Origin of the sequence: Paenibacillus sp. PK3_47 (assembly GCF_023520895.1) — a bacterium.
Classification (GTDB): Bacteria; Bacillota; Bacilli; order Paenibacillales; family Paenibacillaceae; genus Paenibacillus_AQ.
The window spans coordinates 4748075-4772504 of the sequence record NZ_CP026029.1 but is presented as its reverse complement, the minus strand read 5'-3'; the positions used below and the strand labels follow the sequence as shown (position 1 = coordinate 4772504).

General features: G+C 53.1%; 20 protein-coding genes. 2 read left to right on the top strand and 18 right to left on the bottom strand.

Annotated elements, in window-relative coordinates:
- Positions 1–87 precede the first annotated feature (87 nt).
- The 9 genes from pulA to C2I18_RS20725 all read right to left on the bottom strand — a co-directional run bounded on the left by pulA (position 88) and on the right by C2I18_RS20725 (position 12726).
- Positions 88–2487, bottom strand: coding sequence for a type I pullulanase (gene pulA, locus C2I18_RS20765; protein WP_342760310.1), 2400 nt, complete (start codon positions 2485–2487; stop codon positions 88–90).
- 334 nt (positions 2488–2821) lie between these two features.
- Positions 2822–4534 carry a phosphoenolpyruvate--protein phosphotransferase gene (ptsP, locus tag C2I18_RS20760; RefSeq protein WP_249897632.1) on the bottom strand — a complete coding sequence of 571 codons (1713 nt, stop codon included), beginning with the start codon at positions 4532–4534 and terminating at the stop codon, positions 2822–2824.
- On the bottom strand, positions 4527–4802 hold the full coding sequence (locus C2I18_RS20755) for an HPr family phosphocarrier protein (RefSeq protein ID WP_249897631.1): 276 nt from the start codon (positions 4800–4802) through the stop codon (positions 4527–4529). The genes ptsP and C2I18_RS20755 overlap by 8 nt, the downstream gene beginning before the upstream one ends.
- 94 nt (positions 4803–4896) lie before the next feature.
- Positions 4897–6960 carry a glucose-specific PTS transporter subunit IIBC gene (gene ptsG / locus C2I18_RS20750; RefSeq protein ID WP_249897630.1) on the bottom strand — a complete coding sequence of 688 codons (2064 nt, stop codon included), beginning with the start codon at positions 6958–6960 and terminating at the stop codon, positions 4897–4899.
- Between the two features lie 281 nt (positions 6961–7241).
- On the bottom strand, positions 7242–8117 hold the full coding sequence (glcT, locus tag C2I18_RS20745) for a glucose PTS transporter transcription antiterminator GlcT (RefSeq protein ID WP_249897629.1): 876 nt from the start codon (positions 8115–8117) through the stop codon (positions 7242–7244).
- A 128-nt stretch (positions 8118–8245) separates the two neighbouring features.
- Entirely contained in the window at positions 8246–9859 is a 1614-nt protein-coding gene (locus C2I18_RS20740) for a hypothetical protein (RefSeq protein ID WP_249897628.1), read from the bottom strand.
- Positions 9852–10562, bottom strand: a complete 711-nt coding sequence (locus C2I18_RS20735; RefSeq protein WP_249897627.1) for an ABC transporter ATP-binding protein — start codon at positions 10560–10562, stop codon at positions 9852–9854. Before C2I18_RS20735 ends, C2I18_RS20740 begins: the two co-directional genes overlap by 8 nt.
- Positions 10563–10641: 79 nt before the next feature.
- Complete coding sequence (locus C2I18_RS20730; protein WP_249897626.1) at positions 10642–12189, bottom strand: flotillin lipid rafts scaffold protein FloT; 1548 nt, start codon at positions 12187–12189, stop codon at positions 10642–10644.
- Positions 12190–12726, bottom strand: a complete 537-nt coding sequence (locus C2I18_RS20725; RefSeq protein ID WP_249897625.1) for an NfeD family membrane protein — start codon at positions 12724–12726, stop codon at positions 12190–12192. It lies immediately after the preceding gene.
- A 203-nt stretch (positions 12727–12929) separates the two neighbouring features.
- Between C2I18_RS20725 and C2I18_RS20720 the strand changes: the two genes are divergently transcribed.
- The gene (locus C2I18_RS20720) at positions 12930–13811 is read left to right on the top strand and encodes an aminoglycoside 6-adenylyltransferase (RefSeq protein ID WP_249897624.1); all 882 of its coding nucleotides are present in this window, start codon (positions 12930–12932) and stop codon (positions 13809–13811) included.
- Positions 13812–14041: 230 nt separating this feature from the next.
- Here C2I18_RS20720 and C2I18_RS20715 read toward each other — a convergent pair whose 3' ends face one another.
- From C2I18_RS20715 to C2I18_RS20695, 5 genes are all read right to left on the bottom strand, one after another.
- Positions 14042–14491 carry a hypothetical protein gene (locus C2I18_RS20715; RefSeq protein WP_249897623.1) on the bottom strand — a complete coding sequence of 150 codons (450 nt, stop codon included), beginning with the start codon at positions 14489–14491 and terminating at the stop codon, positions 14042–14044.
- A 136-nt stretch (positions 14492–14627) separates the two neighbouring features.
- Positions 14628–15791 carry an iron-containing alcohol dehydrogenase gene (locus tag C2I18_RS20710; protein WP_249897622.1) on the bottom strand — a complete coding sequence of 388 codons (1164 nt, stop codon included), beginning with the start codon at positions 15789–15791 and terminating at the stop codon, positions 14628–14630.
- Between the two features lie 147 nt (positions 15792–15938).
- A complete protein-coding gene (locus C2I18_RS20705) occupies positions 15939–17519 on the bottom strand; it encodes a UDP-glucose--hexose-1-phosphate uridylyltransferase (protein ID WP_249897621.1) in 1581 nt (526 codons plus the stop codon).
- Positions 17520–17596: 77 nt separating this feature from the next.
- A complete protein-coding gene (gene galE, locus C2I18_RS20700) occupies positions 17597–18583 on the bottom strand; it encodes a UDP-glucose 4-epimerase GalE (RefSeq protein WP_249897620.1) in 987 nt (328 codons plus the stop codon).
- Between the two features lies 1 nt (position 18584).
- Positions 18585–19763, bottom strand: a complete 1179-nt coding sequence (locus C2I18_RS20695; protein WP_249897619.1) for a galactokinase — start codon at positions 19761–19763, stop codon at positions 18585–18587.
- 200 nt (positions 19764–19963) lie between these two features.
- On the opposite strand from C2I18_RS20695, the gene C2I18_RS20690 reads away from it, so the two are divergent.
- Positions 19964–20827 carry an AraC family transcriptional regulator gene (locus C2I18_RS20690; protein WP_249897618.1) on the top strand — a complete coding sequence of 288 codons (864 nt, stop codon included), beginning with the start codon at positions 19964–19966 and terminating at the stop codon, positions 20825–20827.
- A gap of 71 nt (positions 20828–20898) precedes the next feature.
- Here the strand turns inward: C2I18_RS20690 and mgrA are convergent, their stop codons facing one another.
- From mgrA to C2I18_RS20670, 4 genes are all read right to left on the bottom strand, one after another.
- The gene (gene mgrA / locus C2I18_RS20685) at positions 20899–21903 is read right to left on the bottom strand and encodes an L-glyceraldehyde 3-phosphate reductase (RefSeq protein WP_249897617.1); all 1005 of its coding nucleotides are present in this window, start codon (positions 21901–21903) and stop codon (positions 20899–20901) included.
- A 100-nt stretch (positions 21904–22003) separates the two neighbouring features.
- Positions 22004–22741 carry an NAD-dependent protein deacylase gene (locus tag C2I18_RS20680; RefSeq protein WP_249897616.1) on the bottom strand — a complete coding sequence of 246 codons (738 nt, stop codon included), beginning with the start codon at positions 22739–22741 and terminating at the stop codon, positions 22004–22006.
- A 33-nt stretch (positions 22742–22774) separates the two neighbouring features.
- The gene (locus C2I18_RS20675; protein WP_249897615.1) at positions 22775–23539 is read right to left on the bottom strand and encodes an HAD family hydrolase; all 765 of its coding nucleotides are present in this window, start codon (positions 23537–23539) and stop codon (positions 22775–22777) included.
- A gap of 27 nt (positions 23540–23566) precedes the next feature.
- Complete coding sequence (locus C2I18_RS20670; protein WP_249897614.1) at positions 23567–24307, bottom strand: alpha/beta hydrolase; 741 nt, start codon at positions 24305–24307, stop codon at positions 23567–23569.
- Between the last annotated feature and the right edge of the window lie 123 nt (positions 24308–24430).

The following is a 24430-nucleotide window of genomic DNA, read 5'->3' as shown; positions in this document are numbered from 1 at the left end:
CCACCAACCTCAAAAAGGGCGGTCTGTACGCTATCCGCAGGAAAGCGGAGGTACAGATCGCCCTTTTCTATCTTCATCTATAGTCTTTTAGCTGCTAAGTTCTAATGTGCTGCCCGCGTCGCCGCCAGTTTCATGTCTGCGGTGACTCACCAGCACCTTGATCAGCTCACCGCTGTCTGAGCAGTCGACATACCGGTCCCCGCTCCCATCCCTCTTTTCCCAGTCATTAAGCCGCAGGATGTAGCCTATAGCCTCTGTCCCGCTTGACACTTCAACACGTGCGACAGCATGACCATTCTGCATATACCGGAAATCAACTTGCCCGTCCTGAATGCCGGTATCCCACACCCAGAGATTCCAGCCCCGGTAGTCTCCGTCTTCACGGTCATAATGGAATTCAACGATTTTGGCCCGCGGCGCTGGCTCGCCGTACCCGTCATGCAGCACCATCATGGAAAGGCCCTCGAGCCGCACTTCATTCCCGTCCGCAAGGCGGAAAGCCTCTGTCCCGGCCCGGGTATGATCCACGACGATATTCCAGCAGCGGCCGGAATCAGGAAGCTGCTGTACTGCCGCATCCTGGTTACTGTTAAAAATAACTACAACATTGCGCCAGACATCGCCTCCCGCATGATCCTTAAGGTGGTAAGCCACCACACCGCTGTCACAGCGGAGAAACTCAAGGGAACGCTCAATCTCCTGGCGCCCGTGAAGCCGGAAGGCCGGATGCTCGCGCCGCAGCTGAATCAGACCTTTATAATATTGAAAAACAGGCTTAAATCTCCGCTTGTTGTCCCAGCGGATGGCATTCACGGCATCACAGCTGCGGTAGCTGTTGTGATCCCCGTATTTGCTGCGCAGCAGCTCATCTCCGGCGTGCAGAAAAGGAATTCCCTGTGAGGTGAGCACTATCCCGTTGGCCAGCAGAGAGCGGCGCACCGTTTCGTTGCCGAGGACATTCTGGTCATCCACTCCGAAATAAGGATTGGCACTGCTTACAGCAGCCCTCACATCCCCGCCGCTTTTCAGCCTCCCATCCTCCAGTTCAGGAAAGCCCGCCGCCTGCCTGAGTCCTTGCGAAGCCAGAATCTTATCCCACAAATTCAGGTTATCGTGAGCGGTTACATAGTTAACCGTCTCAGCCGGCGAATCGGTGAACTCATGAATCGCGCCCTTGATACCGGATGCAATTGCGCCCTCCCTGCCGTATTCACCGGTTGCGAAGCCTTTGCCCCAGCCGTCACTGTCGCCCTTGATATTCGAGCGGAAGTTATCATTAAATACGGCGTAGCCTTTGCCCCGCTGCACACCCTTCAGGGTTTTGGCGGCCAGCGGCGAGTCTCCGCCGGTCCAGGGCTCCCCGTAGATCAGCAGATCGGGATTAATGTTAAGCCGCAGCTCCTCGGTAATCTCACGGATCGTTATGCTGTCCATCAGCCCCATAAGATCAAAGCGGAAGCCGTCGATATGATATTCGGATGCCCAGTAAGCCAGGGATTCCTTAATATATTTGCGCACCATAGGCCGCTCTGTGGCAATCTCATTGCCTACCCCAGAGCCGTTGGACAGTCTTCCGGCATAATCCTGGCGGTAAAAATAACCCGGCACGAGCGGTTCAAACGGCCCTTTTTCGACGGAGTAGGTGTGGTTGTAGACAACGTCCATGATCACGGATATCCCGTGTCTGTGGAGTGCCTGAACCATTTCTTTCATTTCGCGGATTCGTGTTGCCGGGTCAGACGGGTCCGTGCTGTACGAGCCTTCAGGAACATTATAATGCTGGGGATCATATCCCCAGTTGTATTCTGCAGCAGCTTCAGTTCCGGCTTCACCCTGCACAGCTTTCAATTCATCTACCGTCTGGAAATCAAATACGGGCAGCAGATGCACATGGGTAACCCCCAGCTCCGCCAGATGATCAATCCCGAGGGCATTGCCTGCTTCATCCCGTAACCCTGTTTCTGTAAAAGCCTTGAATTTGCCTTTGTGCTGCATTCCGGAACTTTCATCTATTGAAAAATCACGCATATGCAGCTCATAGATGACCGCATCCGCCGGGTGCTGCAGACGGGGAGAAACATCCTCTTCCCAGGAATCAGGATCGGTATCACGCAGATCAATAATCGCTGAACGCACACCATTTGCCGATACCGCTCTGGCATAAGGGTCTGCGGCCTCCCGGATGGAGCCGTCGGGAAATACAGCACGGTACATATAAAACTTCCCCTTCAGGTCACCGGTATAACCAGCCTTCCATACGCCGCCTTCCTCACGCTGCATGGGTACGATCCTGCCGCTGTCACGGTACCCTGGAGCTGATTCTGCTTCCTCATTGCCACCGGTCTCATAAAGCACCAGAGATACAGCAAAGGCTGTCGGCACCCAGACTTTAAAAATACTGCCGGTCTTGTTATATGTGATGCCAAGATCTTTACCTTCATAGGTTTCTATCAGGGTCTCTGTATTTAAATAATTACTGTTCATCATTGCTCACCATCCCATTGTTTTCTGCGGCATTCTGCAGACAACAGATGTAGTCATCCTTACATCCCATGCTTTCCACAACCTGGTATTTTGATACTTGCACCGCTTTGCAAGCAATTTGTATAGAGTCCTGTCTATCTTTTGATACATAATATTATATGTAACACTATGTTCACAGGTCTGGGTCAGAGAACAGATTCTTCATCTCTATACTATATATCGGCTTTTGGGCAGGGGTATTTCACCCAAACAAAAAAAAGCCGGCCTCCCGAAGGAAGCCGGCAATATCGTAGTTGGAAAAGTGAACTTGCCTTAACGGATAAATCCCTGAATCAAATTACTTTACAGTGCTTTGCACAAGTGCGGCAACTTCTTCGGCTGTACCCAGCTGAAGTGCATTGGCAGCCATTTCCTTCATCTCTGCAGCAGACAGCTTGGAGATCTGGCTTCTTGCCGGCAGAATCGAGGTGGCACTCATGCTGAACTCGTCAAGCCCAAGTCCGAGCAGAAGCGGAATGGCTGTGGAATCCCCTGCCATTTCGCCGCACATTCCCGTCCATTTGCCCTCAGCATGGGCTGCATCGATAACGATTTTGACCAAACGCAGAATGGCCGGGTTATACGGCTGATACAGGTAAGACACCTGTTCATTCATACGGTCGGCAGCCATTGTATATTGAATAAGATCATTGGTACCGATACTGAAGAAGTCAACTTCCTTGGCAAATTGGTCAGCCAGCACGGCAGTAGACGGAATCTCTACCATAATGCCCAGCTGGATGTTATCCGAAACTTCCTTGCCTTCTTCACGCAGCTTGGCTTTTTCTTCAAGCAGCAGGTCGCGTGCAGCACGGAACTCGCCAAGTGTAGCAATCATCGGGAACATGATCCGCAGATCGCCATGGGCACTTGCTCTCAGCAGGGCGCGGAGCTGGGTGCGGAAAATATCCTGGCGGTCCAGACAAAGGCGGATCGCACGGAAGCCGAGGAACGGATTCATTTCCTTCGGAAGGTCCAGATACGGCAGCTCTTTGTCTCCGCCGATATCGAGTGTACGTACAACAACCGGTTTGCCCTTCATGTTCTCAAGTACAGTGCGGTAAGCGTTGTACTGCACTTCTTCGGAAGGCAGCTTGTCGCGGCCCATGTACAGGAACTCTGTACGGTACAAGCCCACGCCTTCTCCGCCATTCTCGATTACGCCGTTCACATCGTTAGGTGTACCGATATTGGCCGCAAGTTCAACATGCTTGCCGTCAGCCGATACGGTAGCTTCGTCACGGAGCTTTTTCCACTCGGCAATTTGCAGGTTATACGCTTCCTGCTTCTGCGTGTATTCAGCAACTTCAGCCTCAGAAGGATTGATCAGTACATCGCCGCTCAGACCGTCAACGATCACAAGGTCTCCTGCTTTGACCAGTGACAGCACGTTTTTGGTACCGACAACCGCCGGGATTTCCAAGGAACGGGCCATAATGGCTGAGTGGGAGGTGCGTCCTCCGATGTTGGTTGTAAAGCCCTTAACGTATTTGCGGTTAAGCTGAGCCGTATCGGAAGGTGTCAGGTCCTGGGCAATGACGATAACCTCTTCACTGATCTCTGCAGGGCTTACATACGTAATACCCAGCAGGTGGTTCAGCACGCGTTTGGTAACGTCGCGCATATCAGCTGCACGTTCCTGCAGGTACGCGCTTTTCATATTTTCGAACATCTCAATGAACTGGCCTGCCACTTCATTCAGTGCGTAGTCGGCATTTACGGATTCCTCACGGATTTTATCCATCACCGGACTGATCAGCTCGGGATCATCAAGAATCAAAAGGTGGGATTCAAAAATCTCCGCTTTCTTCTCTCCCAGTTCAGCCAGTGTACGCTCTTTAATGCTGCGGAGCTCGCCTCTGGATTTCTCCAGGGCGCTCTCCAGCTTGGCAACTTCAGCTTCAACGTCGCTGACAGCCGATTTGGTGATGGTGTAATCCGGATGTTCCAGGATAAATGCACGGGCTACCGCAATTCCTGCTGAAGCCGCGATTCCTGAAATTTTACTCATGAAGCTCTCCCAGCCCTTCTTTGATCATCACGTCTTGCAGTGCGTTCAGAGCGTCCGCTTCTTCGCCGCCTTCAGTAATCAGGGTAAGCGTGTCGCCGGCTTCCAGACCGAGGGACAATACGCCCAGGATGGATTTCAAAGTTACCTTTTTGCCTTTGGCTTCAGCAAATGCCTCGGTACCTTGGAACTTTGTTGCTGTATTTACCAGAGCTGTAGCTGGACGTGCGTGAATTCCGTCTTCGTCAATAATTCTGAAAGTTTTTTGCATATTAATCCATCTCGCTTTCTGTAATTTAGTATAAGTTTTATGTGAAGGCCGCGCTGTCTTAGATTATAAAACAAGCGCTGCGCCATTGCACGTTTCACCCGATGCTGATAATGTCCTTGTCTCCGATAGCCACTTTGCCCGGCTTTTTCAGTGTAACTGCAGCACCTTCAGGCAGATTGGAGAAGATGACCGGAGATATAACGGAAGGCGCATTTGCTTTCACATACTCCAGATCGACTTCCATAATCGGTTGTCCGGCAGCTACCAGATCTCCCTCTTCAACGAGGACCGTGAAGCCCTGGCCTTTGAGTTTGACGGTATTTACACCTATATGCACAAGGACTTCCTTGCCGCCGTCAGACATAATGCCGATGGCATGCTTGCTCGGGAAGACGTTGAATACTTTACCGTATACCGGTGAAGCAATCTTTCCGTCTTCAGACAGGAAGGCAAAGCCGTCGCCTGTCATTTTCTGTGAGAACACGGCATCAGGAACCTGCGTGATATCCAGCAGTTCACCGTTAACAGGAGATACGATGTCCTCCGGAATAATTGCGGTGCCTTCTTCACCGGCTTTCTGCTCCAGTTCAGGCTGCGGTGCAGCGGCTGCAGGTGCTGCTGCCGGTGTTCTGCCGCTCATTACATCCTGGATTTGGGACTTGATTGTATCGGAGCGTGTGCCAAAGATCGCCTGTACGTTATTACCAACTTCAAGGACTCCTGACGCACCAAGCTTCTTCAGACGGTTCTTGTCAACGCCTGCTTTATCTTTAACCTCAACACGAAGGCGGGTAATACAAGCGTCCAGATGGACGATATTGCTGTTGCCGCCCAGTGCGGCCAGAATGTTGCGCGGCAGGTCGTCACCGCTGGTGGAAACAGCAGTTGCATCGGCTGCGTCCGCTTCATCTGACGGCTCTTCCCGTCCAGGTGTCCGCAGATTGAACTTCCGGATTACAAAACGGAACCCGAAGTAGTAAATCACTGCGATAACAAGTCCGACAGGGATTACGAGCCACCATGACGTACGGTTCGGGATAATGCCGAACAGCACATAGTCGATGAAGCCGCCGGAGAAGGTCATGCCGATTTTGACATTAAGGATTTGCATTGTCATAAACGACAGGCCGGCAAATACAGCATGCACTGCGAACAGCAGCGGAGCAACGAACAGGAACGAGAACTCCAGCGGTTCAGTGATCCCTGTCAGGAAAGAGGTCAATGCAGCCGAAACCATCAGACTGCCGACAATCTTTTTGTTCTCAGGTCTTGCTTCATGGTAAATCGCAAGCGCTGCAGCCGGAAGACCGAACATCATGAACGGATACTTACCGGTAGTGAAAGTACCGGCAGTGAACGCTACGCCGTCACGAAGCTGTGACATGAAGATCCGCTGGTCTCCGCGGATCAGTTCGCCGGCATTGTTGATGTAGCTGCCGAATTCATACCAGAACGGCGAGTAGAAAATGTGGTGCAGGCCGAACGGGATCAGCGAACGCTCAATGGTCCCGAAGATGAACGCAGAGAGCGTCAGGTTGGTGTTGATCATACTTTGTGATACATAGTTGAGCCCGTGCTGGATCGGCGGCCAGACAATCGTCAGCACAAGACCGAGGATCAGGGAAGTGACCGCAGTCATGATCGGCACAAACCGTTTACCCGCGAAGAATCCCAGATAGGACGGCAGCTCGATCCGGAAGAAACGTTTGTACATGGATGAGGCTAATATCCCCACCAATATACCGCCGAAGACCCCGGTTTGGAGTGTAGGAATGCCTAGTACACTTGAATAGGCAAAATCCTGCTGGCTCAGCACATAATCATTGATACCGAGCACTGTCCCCATCGTAACGTTCATTACGAGGAAACCGATAATCGCAGCCAGGCCGGCGACCCCGTCGCCCCCGGCAAGTCCGATTGCAACCCCGACGGCGAAGAGCAGCGCCAGGTTGTCAAAGACAATTTGTCCCGAGTTCATCAATACGTTGGCAATGGCCTGAACTACACTGTTTTCCAGTGCCGGCACATATTGGAGAAAATCAGGGTTTACCAGCATGTTGCCTATTCCGAGCAGCAGACCTGCTGCAGGCAGAATGGCTACAGGAAGCATAAGCGCCTTACCGACCCTCTGTAAAACGCCAAACAGCTTTTTGAACATTGAGGTCACTTCCTTAAATTTAATTCATTCTAAACAGAACGCCAAAAAAGGCATGAGCAACACAGCATACAGTTGTCGCTCTAACACTAAAGTTAGATTGCCCCAAGAAGGGGATTAACAACCAAAATACTGTAAATCACTCATGCCTGATCGTATCAGTTACACGTAGGTATTCTGTTTTATTGGATAACAGGGACCATTGTAGCACCTATGATCAGCTGTTGCAAGCCTCAATTTTGCTGAAGCCGGTTCATGCATTGTTTATCTTAAAATAATTGCCGTTATTGCAGCCCGCTCTGCTCCATATCCGCCTCATCCTCTTTCTTCTGGGCGATACGCTGCAAATGAATCGTCAGATAGCTGACTTCTGCCGGATACACGGGGATACGCGTCCGCTGTTCAATGACCTTGGTAAGCTTCCAGGCCAGCATGTACATCTCCGGATATTCGCGTTTCATCAGCCCGTCCAGCGAAGAGGTCTCCCGTACGCTCTCCCCGCGCCGCAGCCTTTCCAGTACAAACCGCAGGTGGGTAACCAGACGTGAATAGTCCAGTGAATCACGCGGTACACGGTATTCCAGATTGTCCTCAACCAGATTTACCAGGTCCCCGATCAGCACGGAATGCTCCTTCACTTCAGAGATATGCCGGTTGCTCAGTGCGCTTACAATATGCAGGGCGACAAAACCGATCTCATCTGCGGGCAGTGTTACCTTCATCACTTCATTGATCCGTTCAACTGCATATTCCGCCAGCCTGTATTCCTCGGGATAGATCTCCCTGGTTTCGTACAGAAACGGATTATGTATAGCAATATTCTGCTCATGTCTGCGGATCGCAAAGGAAATATGGTCAGTCAGTGCAATATGGATATGCTCATTAAGAGGCTGGCGGCTGCTCTGCATAATATGCAGGACAATCTCCTGTACGACCTCGATCAGCTTCTCATCCACCTGGGGAACGAGCTGCTTATACTGCTCCTGCTCTTCCTGGCTGCGGAGAATGAACATCTTCTCTACGGCAGACAGGTTGATGCGGTCACGTGTTTTGCGGTTAAAGCCTATACCCTTGCCGATCACCACTACCTCTGAATACTGGGGATGCTCGGCTATGATGACATTGTTATTGAGTACCTTGGCCACTGTTATGCTGCTCACTACTTACACCTCTTTGAATTCTGAATACCTTTTGGCGCCGCAGCAGCCGTATGACCAAGCAGCATGTGTAGATTATACTCAGGTATCATCATAACATCAAGAATTCACATTTAGAAAGAGGAAGCCGGTTATTTTACCCGGAAAGTTTTGCTGGAATACCTGAAAACAAGTACCAGGGCGGCCAGGATATATACGATTGTAGATAACAGTACCGCGCCCGCAAAATAAGCCGGAACGCTTTGCAGATTAGCACAGATTACACCTACGGCCAGTACAAGGCTGTTGACAATGCTGAAGAACGGGTTCTTCACATTCAGCTCTGTGGTGTAAGGCTGGAAAATATAATACATGAACAAATGATGCACGGAAAAGAACAGCGAAAGCCCCAGAACCGTAACACTGAACACTGCAGCTTCGCCCGCACTCCAAACCTCACCCGAGAGCAGGATCAAAAGATTAACAGCAAGGCATATCGCTGCAGCCGGAATTAGGTTCAATCCGCTTATTCTGAGCAGACGAATCCGGAAATTGCTGATTACAGCCGGACGTTCACGGTAGAATCCGTAGCGCAGCAGACTGAGGTCACAGTTATAGAACATCGCCTTGCATACCCTCTCCCCGATGGAGCAGAAGTTCATGATAATGATAAAAAACGGCAAGCCGCTGATCAAAAATTGTGCCAGCCGCGCAAATACAGCCGGAGAGATCATCATAACTGCAAGGCCTGCAGCAAACAGACCGCCAATAATGAAGAGCCGCCGCTGAATCGGCTGGATCAGAAAACGCCGGTGCCGGGAGAAGAAGATCGCGTTGAGGTAGGCATACCCGCTTTTATCCTGAAAATTGCCGGGACTCAGCTGCGCCTTCGAGAAATCCTGCTCCTTCGTTTCGACCTCCTTCACTCTTGCTTCCTGCATCATCCGGCCCAGATCCAGCAGCGGATCATCCATTTTGGTCACGGCATCAACAGCCCTGCGGTATCCGGGATAACGGGCGATATAGAGCGAACCGGCTGCTCCAATCAGCAGAACCGCTGCGATCACCGGCAGGCTGAACAAGACATCAGAAATCCGGTAAGAGACTCCTGCAGCCGGCGGGCCGTATGCGAGCGCGTAACCGGCGAGCATTACAGTCCATACCACAGCCGTTTTTTTGACCAGTACAATGCCGTATTTGTCAAAAATCCATAAATGCACCGCCTCGGCGCCCATGCGCCAGGCAGCCAGCAGCAGTGCAAGCACCAGTCCCTGCCATACCGGGGCGTCCAGCAAATGCGCAAATACAGTTGCAGCCGGTATAAAATAGAGCAAAAAAGTCAGGCCACGCTGTGCCATCGTCGAACGCATGTAGGAGGCTGCAGGCAGCCGCATCAGCTTCACACAGATGTATTTGTCCCGCTTCGGCTCCATAATTACTGCACTGGAAACGGGCGCAACCAGAAAGCTGATGACAACCAGCACATGAAGATACTGCTGATACAGCGCGGAAGGTGTCAGACCGCTGCTTAACAGCATAAGAGGCCAATAGATTACGAGTCCAAGGTAGGCGAATTTGTTCAGAAATCCCCACAGCACCTTCAGTACCGTTACAATCAGAGCAAGCGCCTTTTTAAGATTTTCCCAGGAGTACACTTCATCTTTGATCCGCTTGCCAATCACCGGAAACCCTTTGAGATAATAGAGCAGCCGGTTGGCACCTGAGGCGCTTCTGATCCCCATAATCGTCTTCAGCGTATTAATCATCACTGCTTCCATCCTTCAGCAAAGCTATAATCTGCTCTTCAAATTGCGGACTGTGCAGCGTGTCTTTGGGAATTTCCTGGAGATATCCGTTACTCAGCACCACCAGTTCATCGCATAAATCAGCGGCCAGCTGCAGGATATGGGTCGAGAAAATAATTATATGGTCCTCTTTCATCTTGCGCAGCAGCTTCTTGATCTCCAGCGCGACCACGACATCGAAGGAAGTCAGCGGCTCATCCAGCAGAATCAGCGGGGGCCGGGTAATGATGAAGCAGAGCATCTGGATTTTGTTCTTCATCCCGTGGGAATAGCCTTTGATCAGCCGGTGGCGGTCCTCCTCCTCAAAACGGATGATTTCAAAATAATCTTCAATCGTCCGGCCCGGCTCGATCTTGTCACGGTTGATGTCCATATAGAACTTCACGAACTCATATCCAGTCAAAAATTCCGGAAGAATCGGCAGTGAGAACACATAGCCGATCTCCTCATCACTGAGCGGAAAGCTCACACCCCCCTTGCGCAAAAATGCCCCGCCGCTGTCCATCGGAATTTCACCGCTCAAACAGTTGAACAGTGAGGTTTTGCCGGCGCCGTTGCGGCCCAGCAGGCCGTATATCTTGCCTTTTTCAAAAGTAAAGTCAATTCCCTTCAGAACCTGCTTGTCTCCAAAACTTTTGCGGATATTATCCAGCTGAAGCTGCATGCAAAGCCCCCCGTATGTATAAAATTCAAGGTATGACAGGCTGCCTGCCGCACGCCCGCCATACCTTGTGTTCTGTTCTTTATTCGTGTGGTTTGTCAGCCGGAATTACCGGTGCCGGTGCAGCCGGTACAACGGCCGGAGCCTGCACAGGCTTGCTGCCACCCTGTGATCCTGTTTTGGTCAGCCCCTTAATCAGGGCCTCCACATCAATCCCTGACACGCTCTTCAGCATTTCCGGAGCTGTAGACATGAGCTGGGTCACATAGTTGCTGACCCTCGCCGCGCCTTCGCCGTTGCCGGTGTCCACGACTGTAAGCTTGTCGATGGAAGCCAGCGGCTCGGCAATCTTGCCGGCCAGTTCAGGCAGCATCTTGACGATAATGTCGAGAACAGCCGCTTCGCCGAACTTCTGGAAGGCTTCTGCCAGCTTCTCTTTGGCCTCCGCCTCGGCCAGACCGCGCAGCCGGATAACTTCGGCCTCCGCTTTACCTTTGGCCAGCTCGGCATCCGCGATCGCCTGACCTTCAAGGCGCTTCTGCTCAGAGGTTGCCTGCGCCTGCTTCTCAATGCTGTACTGCAGGGCATCGGCCTCGCGCATCCGTTTGGCCTTGTCGGCTTCCGCCGCCTGCTCTACTGCGTAGCGGTCCGCTTCCGCTTTCTTTTTCACTTCGGCATCATATTGCTTCTCGCGGACCTGAATTTCTTTGGCCTGAATGTCGATTTCGCGTTCCTTGCGCACGAGCTCAACCTTCATCTGTTCTTCTACCACCGTCTGCTTGGCGCGTGCCTCCTGAATGTGGTAGGCCTGGTCCGCTTCCGCTTTGGCTGTGTCCTGATCGCGTTTGAACGCTGCAACCTTCAGCTGATTGTCCTTGGAAGCTTCGGCGATATTCGTATCGCGCAGCAATTCAGCCTTCTGCCCCTGCTCCTCGGCATTCGCCTTCTGAATCCGCGCATCCCGCAGCGCTTCCGCCTCGGCAATTTCCGCGTCCCGCTTCACAGCAGCGATACGCGGCTTCCCGAGCGCATCCAGGTATCCGTGCTTGTCGCGGACATCCTTGATCGTGAAGGAGACGATCTGCAGACCCATTTTCTTCAGATCACGCGCTGCCACGCCCTGAACCTCCTGGGCAAAACGGTCACGGTTACGGTACACCTCTTCAACAGTCATCGAACCTAGAATGGCCCGCAGGTGACCCTCAAGCACTTCCTGGGCCTCTGCCTTCAGGGATTCAATCGGTTTGCCCATGAACTGCTCCGCAGCTGTCGCCACATCTTCCGTGGAGCTGCCGACTTTGATGATGGCTACACCGTCTGCGATAACCGGCACACCCTGCTCGGTATATACTTCCGGCGTTGTCACGTCCAGTTTGTGGGACAGCAGTGACATGAACTCGGCCTTCTGGAATACCGGAAGAATAAAGGCCCCGCCCCCGCGGACGATCTTGATTTTGCGGCCTGAGCCGTCGTCGGAGATATGATTATTGCCCAGGAAGGAACCCGTTACGATCATCCCTTCGTCCGGTCCGACTGTCTTGTAGCGCGCCCAGAAAGCAAGTCCGAGCACCACCAGTACTGCAATAACTATTGCGGGAATTAACAAATAATCAGGAATCGTATCCAGCATTTACACATCCGCTCCTTTTCGCTCTTCAAATTCAGATACCAGTGCCACGCCTTCCTTAACCTCTACTACTACCACTTTGCTGCCTGCCGGCAGTGCCAGCCGTTCAAAGCTCGCAGCGGTGTGCAGACTGTTGCCGGCGCCGAACTTCACCATAATTTCACCGTAGCCTGCTGCCGGGACCGGAACGGTAACCTCACCGATCCTGCCGGGCAGATCAAGCATGGAGAAGCCTGTCGACATTTCGCTTTTTTCCATGGGCTTCACCACCACAAGATACAGCAGCACCGCTAAAAATGCCGCTATCAGCAGGGATAAGGCAAGAATAGCTCCGTCTTCCAGCCCGCTGTAGCGTGTCAGCAGAACACCCGCTCCGCCAAATACTGTAATTCCGCCTGCCAGAACAGCAGGGTTCACAAAATCAAAGGACAAAGCATCAAAAACACCGTCCAGCGCGTTACCGATTATGTCTCCCACAATCACGCTGACTACCGCAAAGATGACGCCAAGCGCCAAGCAGCCCAAATAAAGCGTCTGCATATTACACTCCTCCCGTCTCGGTTTCCGGACTGTCATACTAATAATAACGTAAAACTAATGTCCTTGGTTTCACAAACTTGGATTTTTATCTCATTAATGTGCCGGAAGAGCCTCCCTTCATTTCCAGCTGCTGACCTGTATGGTAAGCTGAAAAGAGTCCAGAAATACGGCTGACTCCCATTTATGAAGAGGTGAAATTTAGCTTGCGAAGCGAAAAAGAAATGTTTGATCTGATTGCCGGAACGGCCCGGGACGATGAACGGATTCGCGCGGTTTACATGAACGGTTCAAGAACCAATCCCAATGCGCCAAAAGACATTTTTCAGGATTACGATATCGTATATGTGGTGACCGAAACGGAGTCTTTTCTTCAAGATAAGACATGGATTGACAGGTTCGGAGAGCTGCTGATCCTGCAGGAGCCGGATAAAAACGACTGGTTTCCCGGTGCTGCCCCTGACCTCTCCCGGCGTTATGCTTACCTGATGCTGTTTGCGGACGGTAATAGGATCGATCTCAGCCTGGTTACGCAGGAAGTGATGATGGAGGAGTATCTTGGAGACAAACTTACTGTACCGCTGCTGGATAAGGACCGCTGCCTGCCTCCCATTGAGCCGCCGACGGATGCCGGTTACCGGGTAACCCGCCCTTCTGAAGCCCGATTCAGGGGCTGCTGCAACGAATTCTGGTGGTGTCTGCAAAATGTGGCCAAGGGAATATGGCGCGATGAGCTGCCGTATGCTAAGAGGATGTTCGATCATTATGTGAGGGACATGCTGGATGAGATGGTCTGCTGGTGGATCGGCACGCAGAATGATTTCGGGGTATCTGCCGGGAAAATGGGCAAGTATTTCAAGAGACTTCTGCCTCCTGCCTACTGGAAAATGTATGAACAGACTTATTCGGACGGCAGCTATGATAACTTTTGGGAGGCTGTATTTACCGCCACTGAGCTGTTCCGTACGCTTGCGGCTGAGGCCGCCGGGCATTTGTCATTCACCTACCCTGTGCAAGAGGACGTGAACATGACGGCTTATCTGCAGCATGTCCGGACATTGCCGGCGGATGCCGAAGGGGTGCTGTAGATTTGTCTGGTGATATTTAAATTGTGCTTCTTTTTTGCACTAAGCTGCCGGGTGATTGCAGCCTTCCGCGGGGCAGACGGGGGTATTAATACCTCTCATTTAACTGTTGTAGGGGATTTCTGTGCATTCGGAGGTATTTATGCCTTTCATCGCGCCATTGTACGGGATTTCTGCGTATTCGGAGGTATTTATGCCTTTCATTCCGCCGCTGTGCCGGAGGTTCCGCCCAGTCACCTCATTCCGGCGCATCCAACGGGACTTTTCCCGTTCATTTCGCCCAGTCTCCTCATTCCGGCACATTCAACGGGACTTTTCCCGTTCATTTCGCCCAGTCGCCTCATTCCGGCACATCCAACGGGACTTTTCCCGTTTATTTCACCCAGTCGCTTCATTCCGGCACATCCAACGGGACTTTTCCCGTTCATTTCGCCCAGTCGCCTCATTCCGGCACATCCAACGGGACTTTTCCCGTTCATTTCGCCCAGTCGCCTCATTCCAGCACATCCAACGGGACTTTTCCCGTTCATTTCGCCCAATCGCCTCATTCCGGCACATTCAACGGGAATTTTCCCGTTCATTTCGCCCAGTCGCCTCATTCCGGCACATTCAACGGGACTTTTCCCGTTCATTCCACCCAATCGCCTCATTCCGGCGCATTCAACGGGACTTTTCCCGTTCATTTCAGCCCAGACATCCCTCCCCCTCCCTACATCCAGCACAATCAAATTTCCTTTTCCAAAAAACGAAAAACAGCCGCCCCATAACCGGAGCGGCTGCCCTTACAGATCATATAGCGCCAGAACAGTCACACCGTTCTTACAGCGCTTTTGTATAAATCTCCACTACATCCTCGCGGTCCAGCTTGCGGAAGTTGCCGAACGGTCCAAAACGGACCGCTTTATCAGCCATGCTGCCGATTTCGCTGCCGTCGATGTCGTAATCGCCGAGTGTTTTCGGTGCACCGATGGAATCCCAGAAGCTGCGCAGCGCTTCAATACCCTCAAGACCAGCTTCCTCGTCCGTTTTACCTGCCGCATCAATACCGAATACATTTACAGCAAGCTGGCGGAAACGGGCCGGATTGGTGCTGAGGTTATATCTCATCCAGTGCGGGAACAGAATCGCCAGACCGCCGCCATGCGGAATATCGTAAACCGCGGAAACGGCATGCTCGATATTGTGGGTAGCCCAGTCTCCGGCAAAGCCCATGCTTACCATCCCGTTCAAGGCCATTGTGCCGCAGTACATGATCGTCTCGCGCAGCTCGTAATTGTTCAGGTCTTCTATCAGCTTCGGTGCAGTCTCAATCACCGTACGCAGCAGCGTCTCACAGAAGCCGTCCTGTACCGGCGTATTGCCCTCCGTATGGAAGTAATGCTCCAGCACGTGGGACATGATGTCAACCATGCCATAGACAGTCTGGTCGCGCGGCAGGGTGAATGTATTTTCAGGATCCAGAATAGAGAATGCAGGGAAGGAATGCACGCTGCCCCAGCCCATTTTTTCCTTGGTCACTTCATTGGAAATTACAGAGCCGCTGTTCATTTCCGAACCTGTGGCTGCCATTGTCAGTACAGTACCCAGCGGCAGTGCAGCTTGTGGAGCAGCCTTGCGTTCTACAAAGTCCCACATATCGCCATCATATTTTGCCCCAACCGCCACAGCCTTGGCGCAGTCCAGCACGCTGCCGCCGCCGACGGCGAGAATCAGTTCAATGTTATGCTCGCGGCACAATGCCACACCTTTATGTACGGTGGACAACCGCGGGTTAGGCTCTACTCCGGCCAGTTCGGTCACAACAGCACCGGCCTCCTTGAGTTCAGCAAGCACATTATCATAGAGGCCGCTGCGTTTGATGCTGCCGCCGCCATACATCAGCAATACATTCTTCCCGTATTTCGGCACTTCTGTCCGCAGCGCCTGCAGGGTTCCTTGTCCAAAAATCAGCTTTGTCGGGTTGTAAAATTCAAATTTGCGCATATGTGTAAGCCTCCGTCAGATCAGGAATGTGGTGCAATTGTATATTATAAACCTCCGGCGGACGTCATTCAAATCGCCTGGCTCACCTGAAGCTGTTATCATTAAAACAGCCCGGACCTTCCGGCCCGGGACTTTAGTAATATTATTCTAAACTGCACCGAAGCTGTTCACAAAGCGGCGGAAAGCTGCCTGTCCCTCCGGTGTCCGTTTGTAGACGCCGGCATGCTCCAGAATATGTGTAAATTTAATGCCGACCTCATTCTGGACCAGCTTCACCGCTTCCTCACGGGTGTGTGCAGTGCCGAAGCGTTCTGCCAGCTCCTGAATCCAGGAAGCGTGCAGCGCCAGCGCATGGCCGGTGTCGCTCTTCACAGCTTCAAGCAGCGCCGTATCTCCGGCCAGCACGCCGGCTACGGCGTCCAGCTCTTCCTTCAGGCGTCCCGGCAGGATCGCCAGACCCATTACCTCAATCAGGCCGATGTTCTCCTTCTTGATATGGTGCATCTCGCGGTGCGGGTGGAAGATTCCTTCCGGATACTCCTCGCTGGTCCGGTTGTTGCGCAGCACCAGATCCATCTCAAATCCGCCGTCTTCGGCCCGCCGTACGATAGGCGTAACCGTGTTATGCGGAGTCATTTCTCCGTCTGTCTCCGTAAATGCAAGCACCTCCGCTTCCGGATCGCTGTATACCTTCCAGCTCTCGTAGATGTCATTGCCGCATTCCAGCAGCACCGCCGGATCTGTACCGTGCATACGCAGCACGGACATCGGCCATTTAACGATGCTGATGCTGACTCCCGGATAGGACGGATGTGTGAAGGTATCCTCTTTGGGAGCCTTCTGGATCGGGAACGTGTGCCGTCCGCCTTGAAAATGATCGTGAGTCAGGATAGACCCGCCGACAATCGGCAGATCGGCATTCGAGCCGATGAAATAATGCGGGAAGGATTCCACGAAGCCGAGGAGACGCTTCAGCGTATCCTTAGTGAGCTTCATTGGCACATGATCGTGATGGAATACGATGCAGTGCTCATTGTAGTATACGTATGGAGAGTATTGGAAAAACCACTTTTCCTGGTTCAGCTCCATCGGGATGATCCGCAGGTTCTGGCGCGGCGGGTGATTCACTCTTCCGGCATAGCCGACATTTTCCCGGCACAGCTGGCATTTGGGATAGACCGGCGGCGGAAGCAGACGGGCCATGGCAATTTCCTTTGGACTTTTCTCCGGCTTGGACAAATTGATCGTCATCTCGATGTCACCGTAAGGGGAATCCTGCAGCCAGTAGACGTTCTTGGACACACGGTCCATCCGGATATAATTGGAATCAATGCTTAATTTATAAAAGCGGTCGGTAGCCGCCTGAATACCCTGCTCAGCCGCAAGCCGGCTGAACTCAGCATTGACCTCGGAGGGGCGTGCCATCAGAAGCCCCATAATTTTGGCGTCCAGCAAATCGCGGTACGTGTCGGTATTCTCCGGGATCAGCCCGATCTCAAAGCCGTAATCAATCAGCACATCGAGCGGTGCCTGCGGGCTCGTAAGGGGTGCTTCGCTGAATTCCGCAGCATACGGCTCGCTGAAGCCGAACTGGTCCAGCAGCTCATTGCGGCTGTAATCCACATCCGCAGGCTGAATCAGCTCCTGGTGCAGCGCGAACAGCACCAGCTGCTCAATCGCATATTGCGCCTTTTGCCCGGAGGCTGAGGCAATGTTGTCATTAGCCATTTGAATTCTCCTTCTCATGGTGTAGCAAATGCTCAATGATACGTGCCGGAACTGGACGTTCCGGCACGCGGGAATACTTATTCTCCGTATCCTTGCGGGTTGGCGGAGTGCCAGTTCCATGCGCTCTGGATGATGCCTTCCAGCTCGGCATGCTGCGGGTTCCATCCCAGCACTGAGCGCGCTTTGTCGGAGGAAGCCACCAGTACCGCAGGATCGCCGGCGCGGCGCTCCTGGATGACAACCGGGATTTCCAGTCCGGTCACTTTTTTGGAAGTTTCAATAACCTGCTTCACCGAGAAGCCAAGGCCGTTGCCCAGGTTGAATACGTTGCTGGAGTTGCCGCCCCGCAGGTAAGTAACCGCACGGACATGGGCATCAGCCAGATCGCTGACATGGATATAGTCGCGGACACAGGTTCCGTCTTCTGTCGGGTAATCATCGCCGAAGACAGCAATGCTCTCACGCTGCTTCAGTGCAGTCTGCAGTACGAGCGGAATCAGATGGCTTTCCGGGCGGTGGTCTTCGCCGATCTTGCCGCTGGCATGGGCACCTGCGGCATTGAAGTAGCGCAGCGCCACATATTTGATGCCAAGCACTTTGTCAAACCAGGCCATCATGCGTTCCATGGTCAGCTTGGTTTCGCCGTATACGTTCGCCGGCTCTGTGCGGTCGCTTTCCTCAATCGGCACCTTTTCCGGTTCGCCGTAGGTTGCGGCTGTGGATGAGAAGACGATTTTGTCCACGCCGGCATGCTGCATCGCTTCCAGCAGACACTGGGTTCCGTATACGTTGTTGTCGTAATATTTCACCGGGTCCTTCATGCTCTCGCCAACCAGGGAGCTGGCTGCGAAATGGATAACCGCTTCAATCTTGTTCTCGGAGAACAGCTTGGCCAGCAGGGCCTTGTCGCGCAGATCCCCTTCGTACAGCTTGCCGCCAAGAAGCGCCTCGCGGTGTCCTGTCAGCAGATTGTCGATGACTACAACCTCTTCGCCCCGGTCCAGCAGCTCAGCTACTGTATGGGAACCGATATACCCTGCTCCACCCGTTACCAGAATCGCCATCTTACTTCACTCCTTTCAGTTCTTCAACACCGTTGCCGATGCCGCACACATAGAATTCGCCGGTCAGTCCGGTTCTTGCTGTATAAGCCTCGCCTACTTCACGGATAAAGCGTTCCACATCATCTTCATGCACGAGCGATACAGTACATCCGCCGAACCCTGCACCGGTCATACGGGAGCCGAGGGTCCCCGGAATACGCTGTGCTTCTTCCACCATCACATCCAGCTCTTCGCAGCTTACTTCGTACAGATCGCGCAGAGACACGTGGGAGTCATTCATGAACAGGCCGAACTGCTTCAGATCATTGTTCTTCAGCACCTCAACGGAATCCAGCACGCGCTGGTTCTCTTCCACTACGTGGCGTGCCCGGCGTCTTACCGTTTCGTCTGTGATTTTGTCCTTATGGATTTCGAACTCTTCCGGCTTCATCTCTGCCAGGTAAGACAGGGACGGAACCTCCTGCTTCAGAATGGCCAGTGCTTCGTCACATTGGCTGCGGCGCTCGTTGTACTTGGAGTCTACAAGGCCTCTCTTCTTATTGGTGTTGCCGATAACCAGCTTGTAGGCGCCGGTTGCGAATGGAACCAGGCTGTATTCCAGTGTATCGCACATCAGCAGGATGGCATGATCCTTCTTACCGTTGGCTACAGCGAACTGGTCCATAATCCCGGAGTTAACGCCTACGTACTGGTTCTCCGCACGCTGGGACAAGAGAGCAATTTCAACGGTATCCGTATCTCCGCCGAGCAGCGACAGGAAGGCATATCCGGTCACTACTTCAATGGAGGCAGAAGACGAAAGCCCGGAGCCGTTCGGAATATCACCGTGGAACAGCAGATCGTAGCCGCCGGAAAGCGGGTGGCCCTTCTTCGCCAGCTCCACCATAACACCGACAGGGTAGTCAACCCATTCCCCGGTTTTGGCTTTGCCGATTTCGCTGTAATCAATAGAGGCTTCATAAGGGAAGTTCGTGGAGGCGAACTGTACCTTGCCGTCAGTGCGGGGCCGCACAATCAGGGTAGTTCCGAAATCCAGTGCTGCAGGGAACACATAACCGCCGTTATAATCCAGATGCTCGCCGATCAGATTCACACGTCCCGGTGCGTAGAATACCCGCGCCTCCTCCGTGCTCTCCCCGAATTTCTCGATAAATTTGCTGTTAAGTTCTTGTATGCTCATTAATGCCACTCCATCCTCTCACAATTGTTCGCTTCATTTCAGGAATCCTGTATTGCTTCGTTTATGGTTACATTATAATAAAATCAGACTTGCCCTGATAATGCAATCATGTGTGTAATGTATGGATAAATGTGACTTCCCGTGGGATACATCATATAATTGTAATATGCAGAGCTTCAACGCTGAGAGGAGATTCCCGCTTGGACCATACCTATAATGTTGGATCAAATCCTGTTTATTATGAGGGGCAGCCGCTGCATGTGCTGTTCTCCGGCGAGAGCCAGACCCTGCCGCTGCATCAGGCCGGCCCCAAAATATATGATTATTACCTGCTCCACTTCATTGAATCGGGCAAAGGCATCTTCCGTACGGAAAACCGCACTTATGAGCTGGGCCGGGGCGACTGCTTCCTGATTCATCCGGGACAGCTCGTCAGTTATATCTCCGACCAGGAGCAGCCCTGGCGCTACCGCTGGGCCGCCTTTACCGGAGCGGATGCTGACAGCCTTGTGCTTCAGGCCGGGTTCACTCCGCATCAGCCCGTCCTGTCCACTGCTGAATACAGTACCGTTCTTCCCGCCGCCCTAGCCGGGATGATTCAGGCTTTCTACGGCAACAAAGAAAGTGCACACCTCACTTCACTGGGATACCTGTATCTTATCGTCGGGGAGGCGGCTGAGCAGCTGAACTCCTCCTCCCGGCTGACCGGAGCGGAATCACAGGTGAAACGCACCGTGAAGCAGATGATTAACTATATGGCTTCACAGTATGCCCATCCGGTCTCTATTGAACAAATGTCCGGCAGCCTTGGATATAACCGCGCTTACCTGTCACGGATTTTCAAGCAGGAAACCGGCCTTTCGCCCGTCACTTACCTGCTGAAGCTGCGGATCGAGAAATCCCGCCAGCTATTGCGCGAACGCCCGGAGCTGTCTGTGGAGCAGGTCGCCGCATCCGTAGGGCTGACCGACGCCTTGTACTTCTCCCGCCAGTTCAAACGCTTCTGTGCCCAGTCTCCGACGGCCTACCGCCAGGCAACCGGCAGGCATAGCGACAAGGCTTGAGATATAGAGACAGCCCGCTCCCATTACGTGGAGGCGGGCTGTCTTCATGTTCATTCGATTGTTTTACATCATCAGGCTTCATGCTCCGTTTTGAGTATCGTTTCAATCCGGTCCAGCTCTTCCTGCGTGAAATCCCCGTGCGATAATGCTGCGATATTCTCTTCGATCTGGCTTACCCGGCTCGCACCGATCAGCGCCGAAGTCACCCTGCCGCCGCGGAGCGTCCAGAGAAGGGCAAATTGTGCCAGACTAAGCCCCCTTGAGACCGCAAGCTGGTTAAGCGCGCGGATTTTGCGCTGCACATCCGGGGTAATCCCGCTCTCATTCAAGGCTGTAGACGGACCTGCCGCCCGCGAATTTTCCGGAATGCCGTTCAAATATTTATTGGTCAATAGACCCTGGGCCAGCGGGGTAAACGCAATGCTGCCAACCCCGTGTTCTTCAAGCACATCCTGCAGCCCGTTCTCAATCCAGCGGTCCAGCATGGAGTAGCGGGGCTGATGAATCAGAAGCGGTGTGCCGAGCTCCTTAAGAATTTTGATCGCTTCTGCCGTCTGCTCTGCCGTGTAATTGGACAATCCGATATACAGCGCTTTGCCTGAGCGCACGGCATAATCCAGCGCGCCCATCGTCTCTTCCAGCGGCGTCTCCGGGTCCGGACGGTGAGAGTAAAAAATATCGACATAATCGAGGCCGAGCCGCTTCAGGCTCTGATCCAGGCTGGCCAGCATATATTTGCGCGATCCCCAGTCACCATAGGGGCCGGGCCACATATAATATCCCGCTTTTGTGGATATCACCATCTCATCACGGTAGGGGGACAGGTCACTGGCCAGCACTTTGCCGAACAGTTCTTCTGCTGAACCTCCGGGCGGCCCGTAATTGTTTGCCAGATCAAAATGGGTAATTCCGAGATCAAACGAACGGGTAATCATCTCCCGGCCGTTCTCATAGGTATCGATTCCGCCAAAGTTATGCCACAGCCCCAGCGATATCGCCGGAAGCTTCAGGCCCGACCTGCCGGAGCGGTTGTAACGCATCACTTCATACCGTTCGTCGCTAGCCACATACACCATCGCTAATCCCTGCCTCTCATATCCTCTGTTGTCATATTACCCTATTTTAAACAACTGAGAAGCTTTGTAATCTTGCAGCATGTCTTGTGCGCAACATTTCCTAGAGCAGCTCCTGGACCCTCCCCATGACCTCTCCGATCCGTTCGGTAATGATCAGATCAGCTCTGTGATCATACGGGGTCGGGTCACCGTTCAGCAATACTGTACGGCGCCCTTTGAAGTAGGTAACAAGACTTGCTGCAGGCTGAACGGTCAGCGAAGTGCCGCCGATAATGAGAAGATCTGCAGCAGCAAGGGCAGCCACCGCGCCGATCAGCACATCATGATCAAGCTCCTCCTCATAAAGCACGACATCAGGTTTGATGATACCGCCGCATTCAGGGCACAGGGGAACACGCTCAGCAGAATTCACCACCTGTTCCAGGCTGTAAAAACGGCTGCAGCCCATGCAGTGGTTGCGGTGAATCGAGCCGTGCAGCTCCAGGACAACCCGGCTGCCGGCAAGCTGATGCAGGCCGTCTATATTTTGCGTAATGACCGCTTTGAGTCTGCCCTGCCCCTCCAGCTCCGCCAGCAGCTTGTGTGCGCCGTTCGGCTGTGCCTGCGGATGAATCATTTTGGAGCGGTAAAAATCAAAAAAAATGTCCGGCGAGGACATAAAAAAGCTGCGGCTCAGCATGACTTCCGGCGGGTAGGGGGAATTGTGCTGGGACTGGTAGAGACCGGCAGCGGAACGGAAATCCGGAATCCCGCTCTCTGTAGAGGTTCCGGCGCCGCCGAAAAATACGATATTGCCGCTGTCCTTGATCCAAGAAGCCAATGTCTGCAATTGATCCATATTGTACACGCATCCTTTCTGAAGTGGCAGCTGTCAGCAGGTAATGACAAGCTGATCGTAACCGGAAACAATGGTGTCCGCATCCAGCAGATGTTCTCTGTCTCCGCCCGGGGAGATCCCGACTGACAGGCCCAGTCCCGCTCCCTTGCCAAGCTGCATATCCGCATTGCTGTCACCGATGATAATGGTGTTCCCGGGCGCAAGATCCAGCTCACGGCATGCCGTTTCGGCCATTTCCGGCGCCGGCTTCCCGGCAGTAACCCTGTCCCGGGTCACTACCGTCTGGAAGAAGCTCCCGATGCCCATCCAGTCCAGATGCTCAGCGGTGGTCTTTGCCCCGTCAGAGGTAACCACCCCCAGCTTCAGGCCTGCTGCGGCACACTGCCGGAGAAAAGGCAGCAGCCCCGGCAGCGGAACCGCCTGACGGCGGCTGCGCAGCTCATTCATCGCTTCCCTGGAGATATGCTGCACCTTGGGCAGCGCCTCGTTCCAGGGTACGCCGGCCGCATACAGCTGCCAGGCAAGAATTCCGTAGGTCTCCTCAGCAGTAGCCATCGCCAGCGGTCCGGAAGGGTCATAGCTGATTAATTTGCCGTCAGGGTTATGCTTTGTTCCCATTACCTTGGCCAAAGGTACAGCCGGTGCGGCTCCGGTCAACGCAAGCTCCGTTTCCAGTCCGCGCAGGATAAGCTCAGCCCAGATTCCCCAGGTCGAAATCAGATCAAGCAGTGTTCCATCCTTGTCGAACAGAATGCCTTGGCAGGGGACCGACCATTCATTCACATGTAATACCGGCACGGAATGCCTCCTTTCGTCAATCGTGCGCTAGCGGAGATTGCCGAGCCAATCCAGCAAGGCGCGTACAGTACGGGTCTGCTGCTCTTCTTCTGTAATCGCTGCCTCCCCGTCGCCTTTCTGCGGCCCGTAGCTGCCGAACTGGGCATGATTGCCGCCTAAAATTGAAAAATACACCGTATTTCCCGGCAAAAAGGAACGGCCTTCGTTGTATTTGTCCCTGTCGACGACCTTATCCTCGGTGCCCAGCAGGGACAGCACTGACAAGGTTGTATCCTTCAGGCTTCCCTTCTCATCCGGGTAGGAGGCCAGAAAATAAACGCCCTCCAGCTGGTCGGGATGCTCTGAAGCATAGCGGGACGCCATTACTCCGCCAAGCGAATGACCGCCCAGCACAAAGGATTGCTGCGGGTGCACCCGGATAATGTCATCCGCTGCATCCCCCTTGATGACTGCGAGATTCAGCGGCATTCTCGCTATGTAGAACGGGTGCCCGGCTTCCGCCACACGCTTCGCCAGCGGCGCATAAGCTTCCGCTTTTACAAGACCGCCGGGATAAAAAATCACTGACGTCCCCAACGTGACGGAGGGCTCAAACGAGATCCAGTTATCGTTCTGCTCCACGGTGACGCCTCCGCTTGTAACAAGCGCCGTTTCGGCGCTTTCTTCCGGCGTATAGGGGGTTAGATATCTCCATAGAAACACTCCCGCCGCTATCAAAACCAGGATCAAACCGGTAATGATGCGGCGTTTATTTTTACTGTTGGCCAATAGGATTCACTCCCGAGTACTGCATACTGAAAATTATAGAGGAATCAAAGTAATCAAACAACCTTCAACACATCGCCACAAATATGGGCGCTGATAACGCTTACCATTGTGAGTTAATTCACA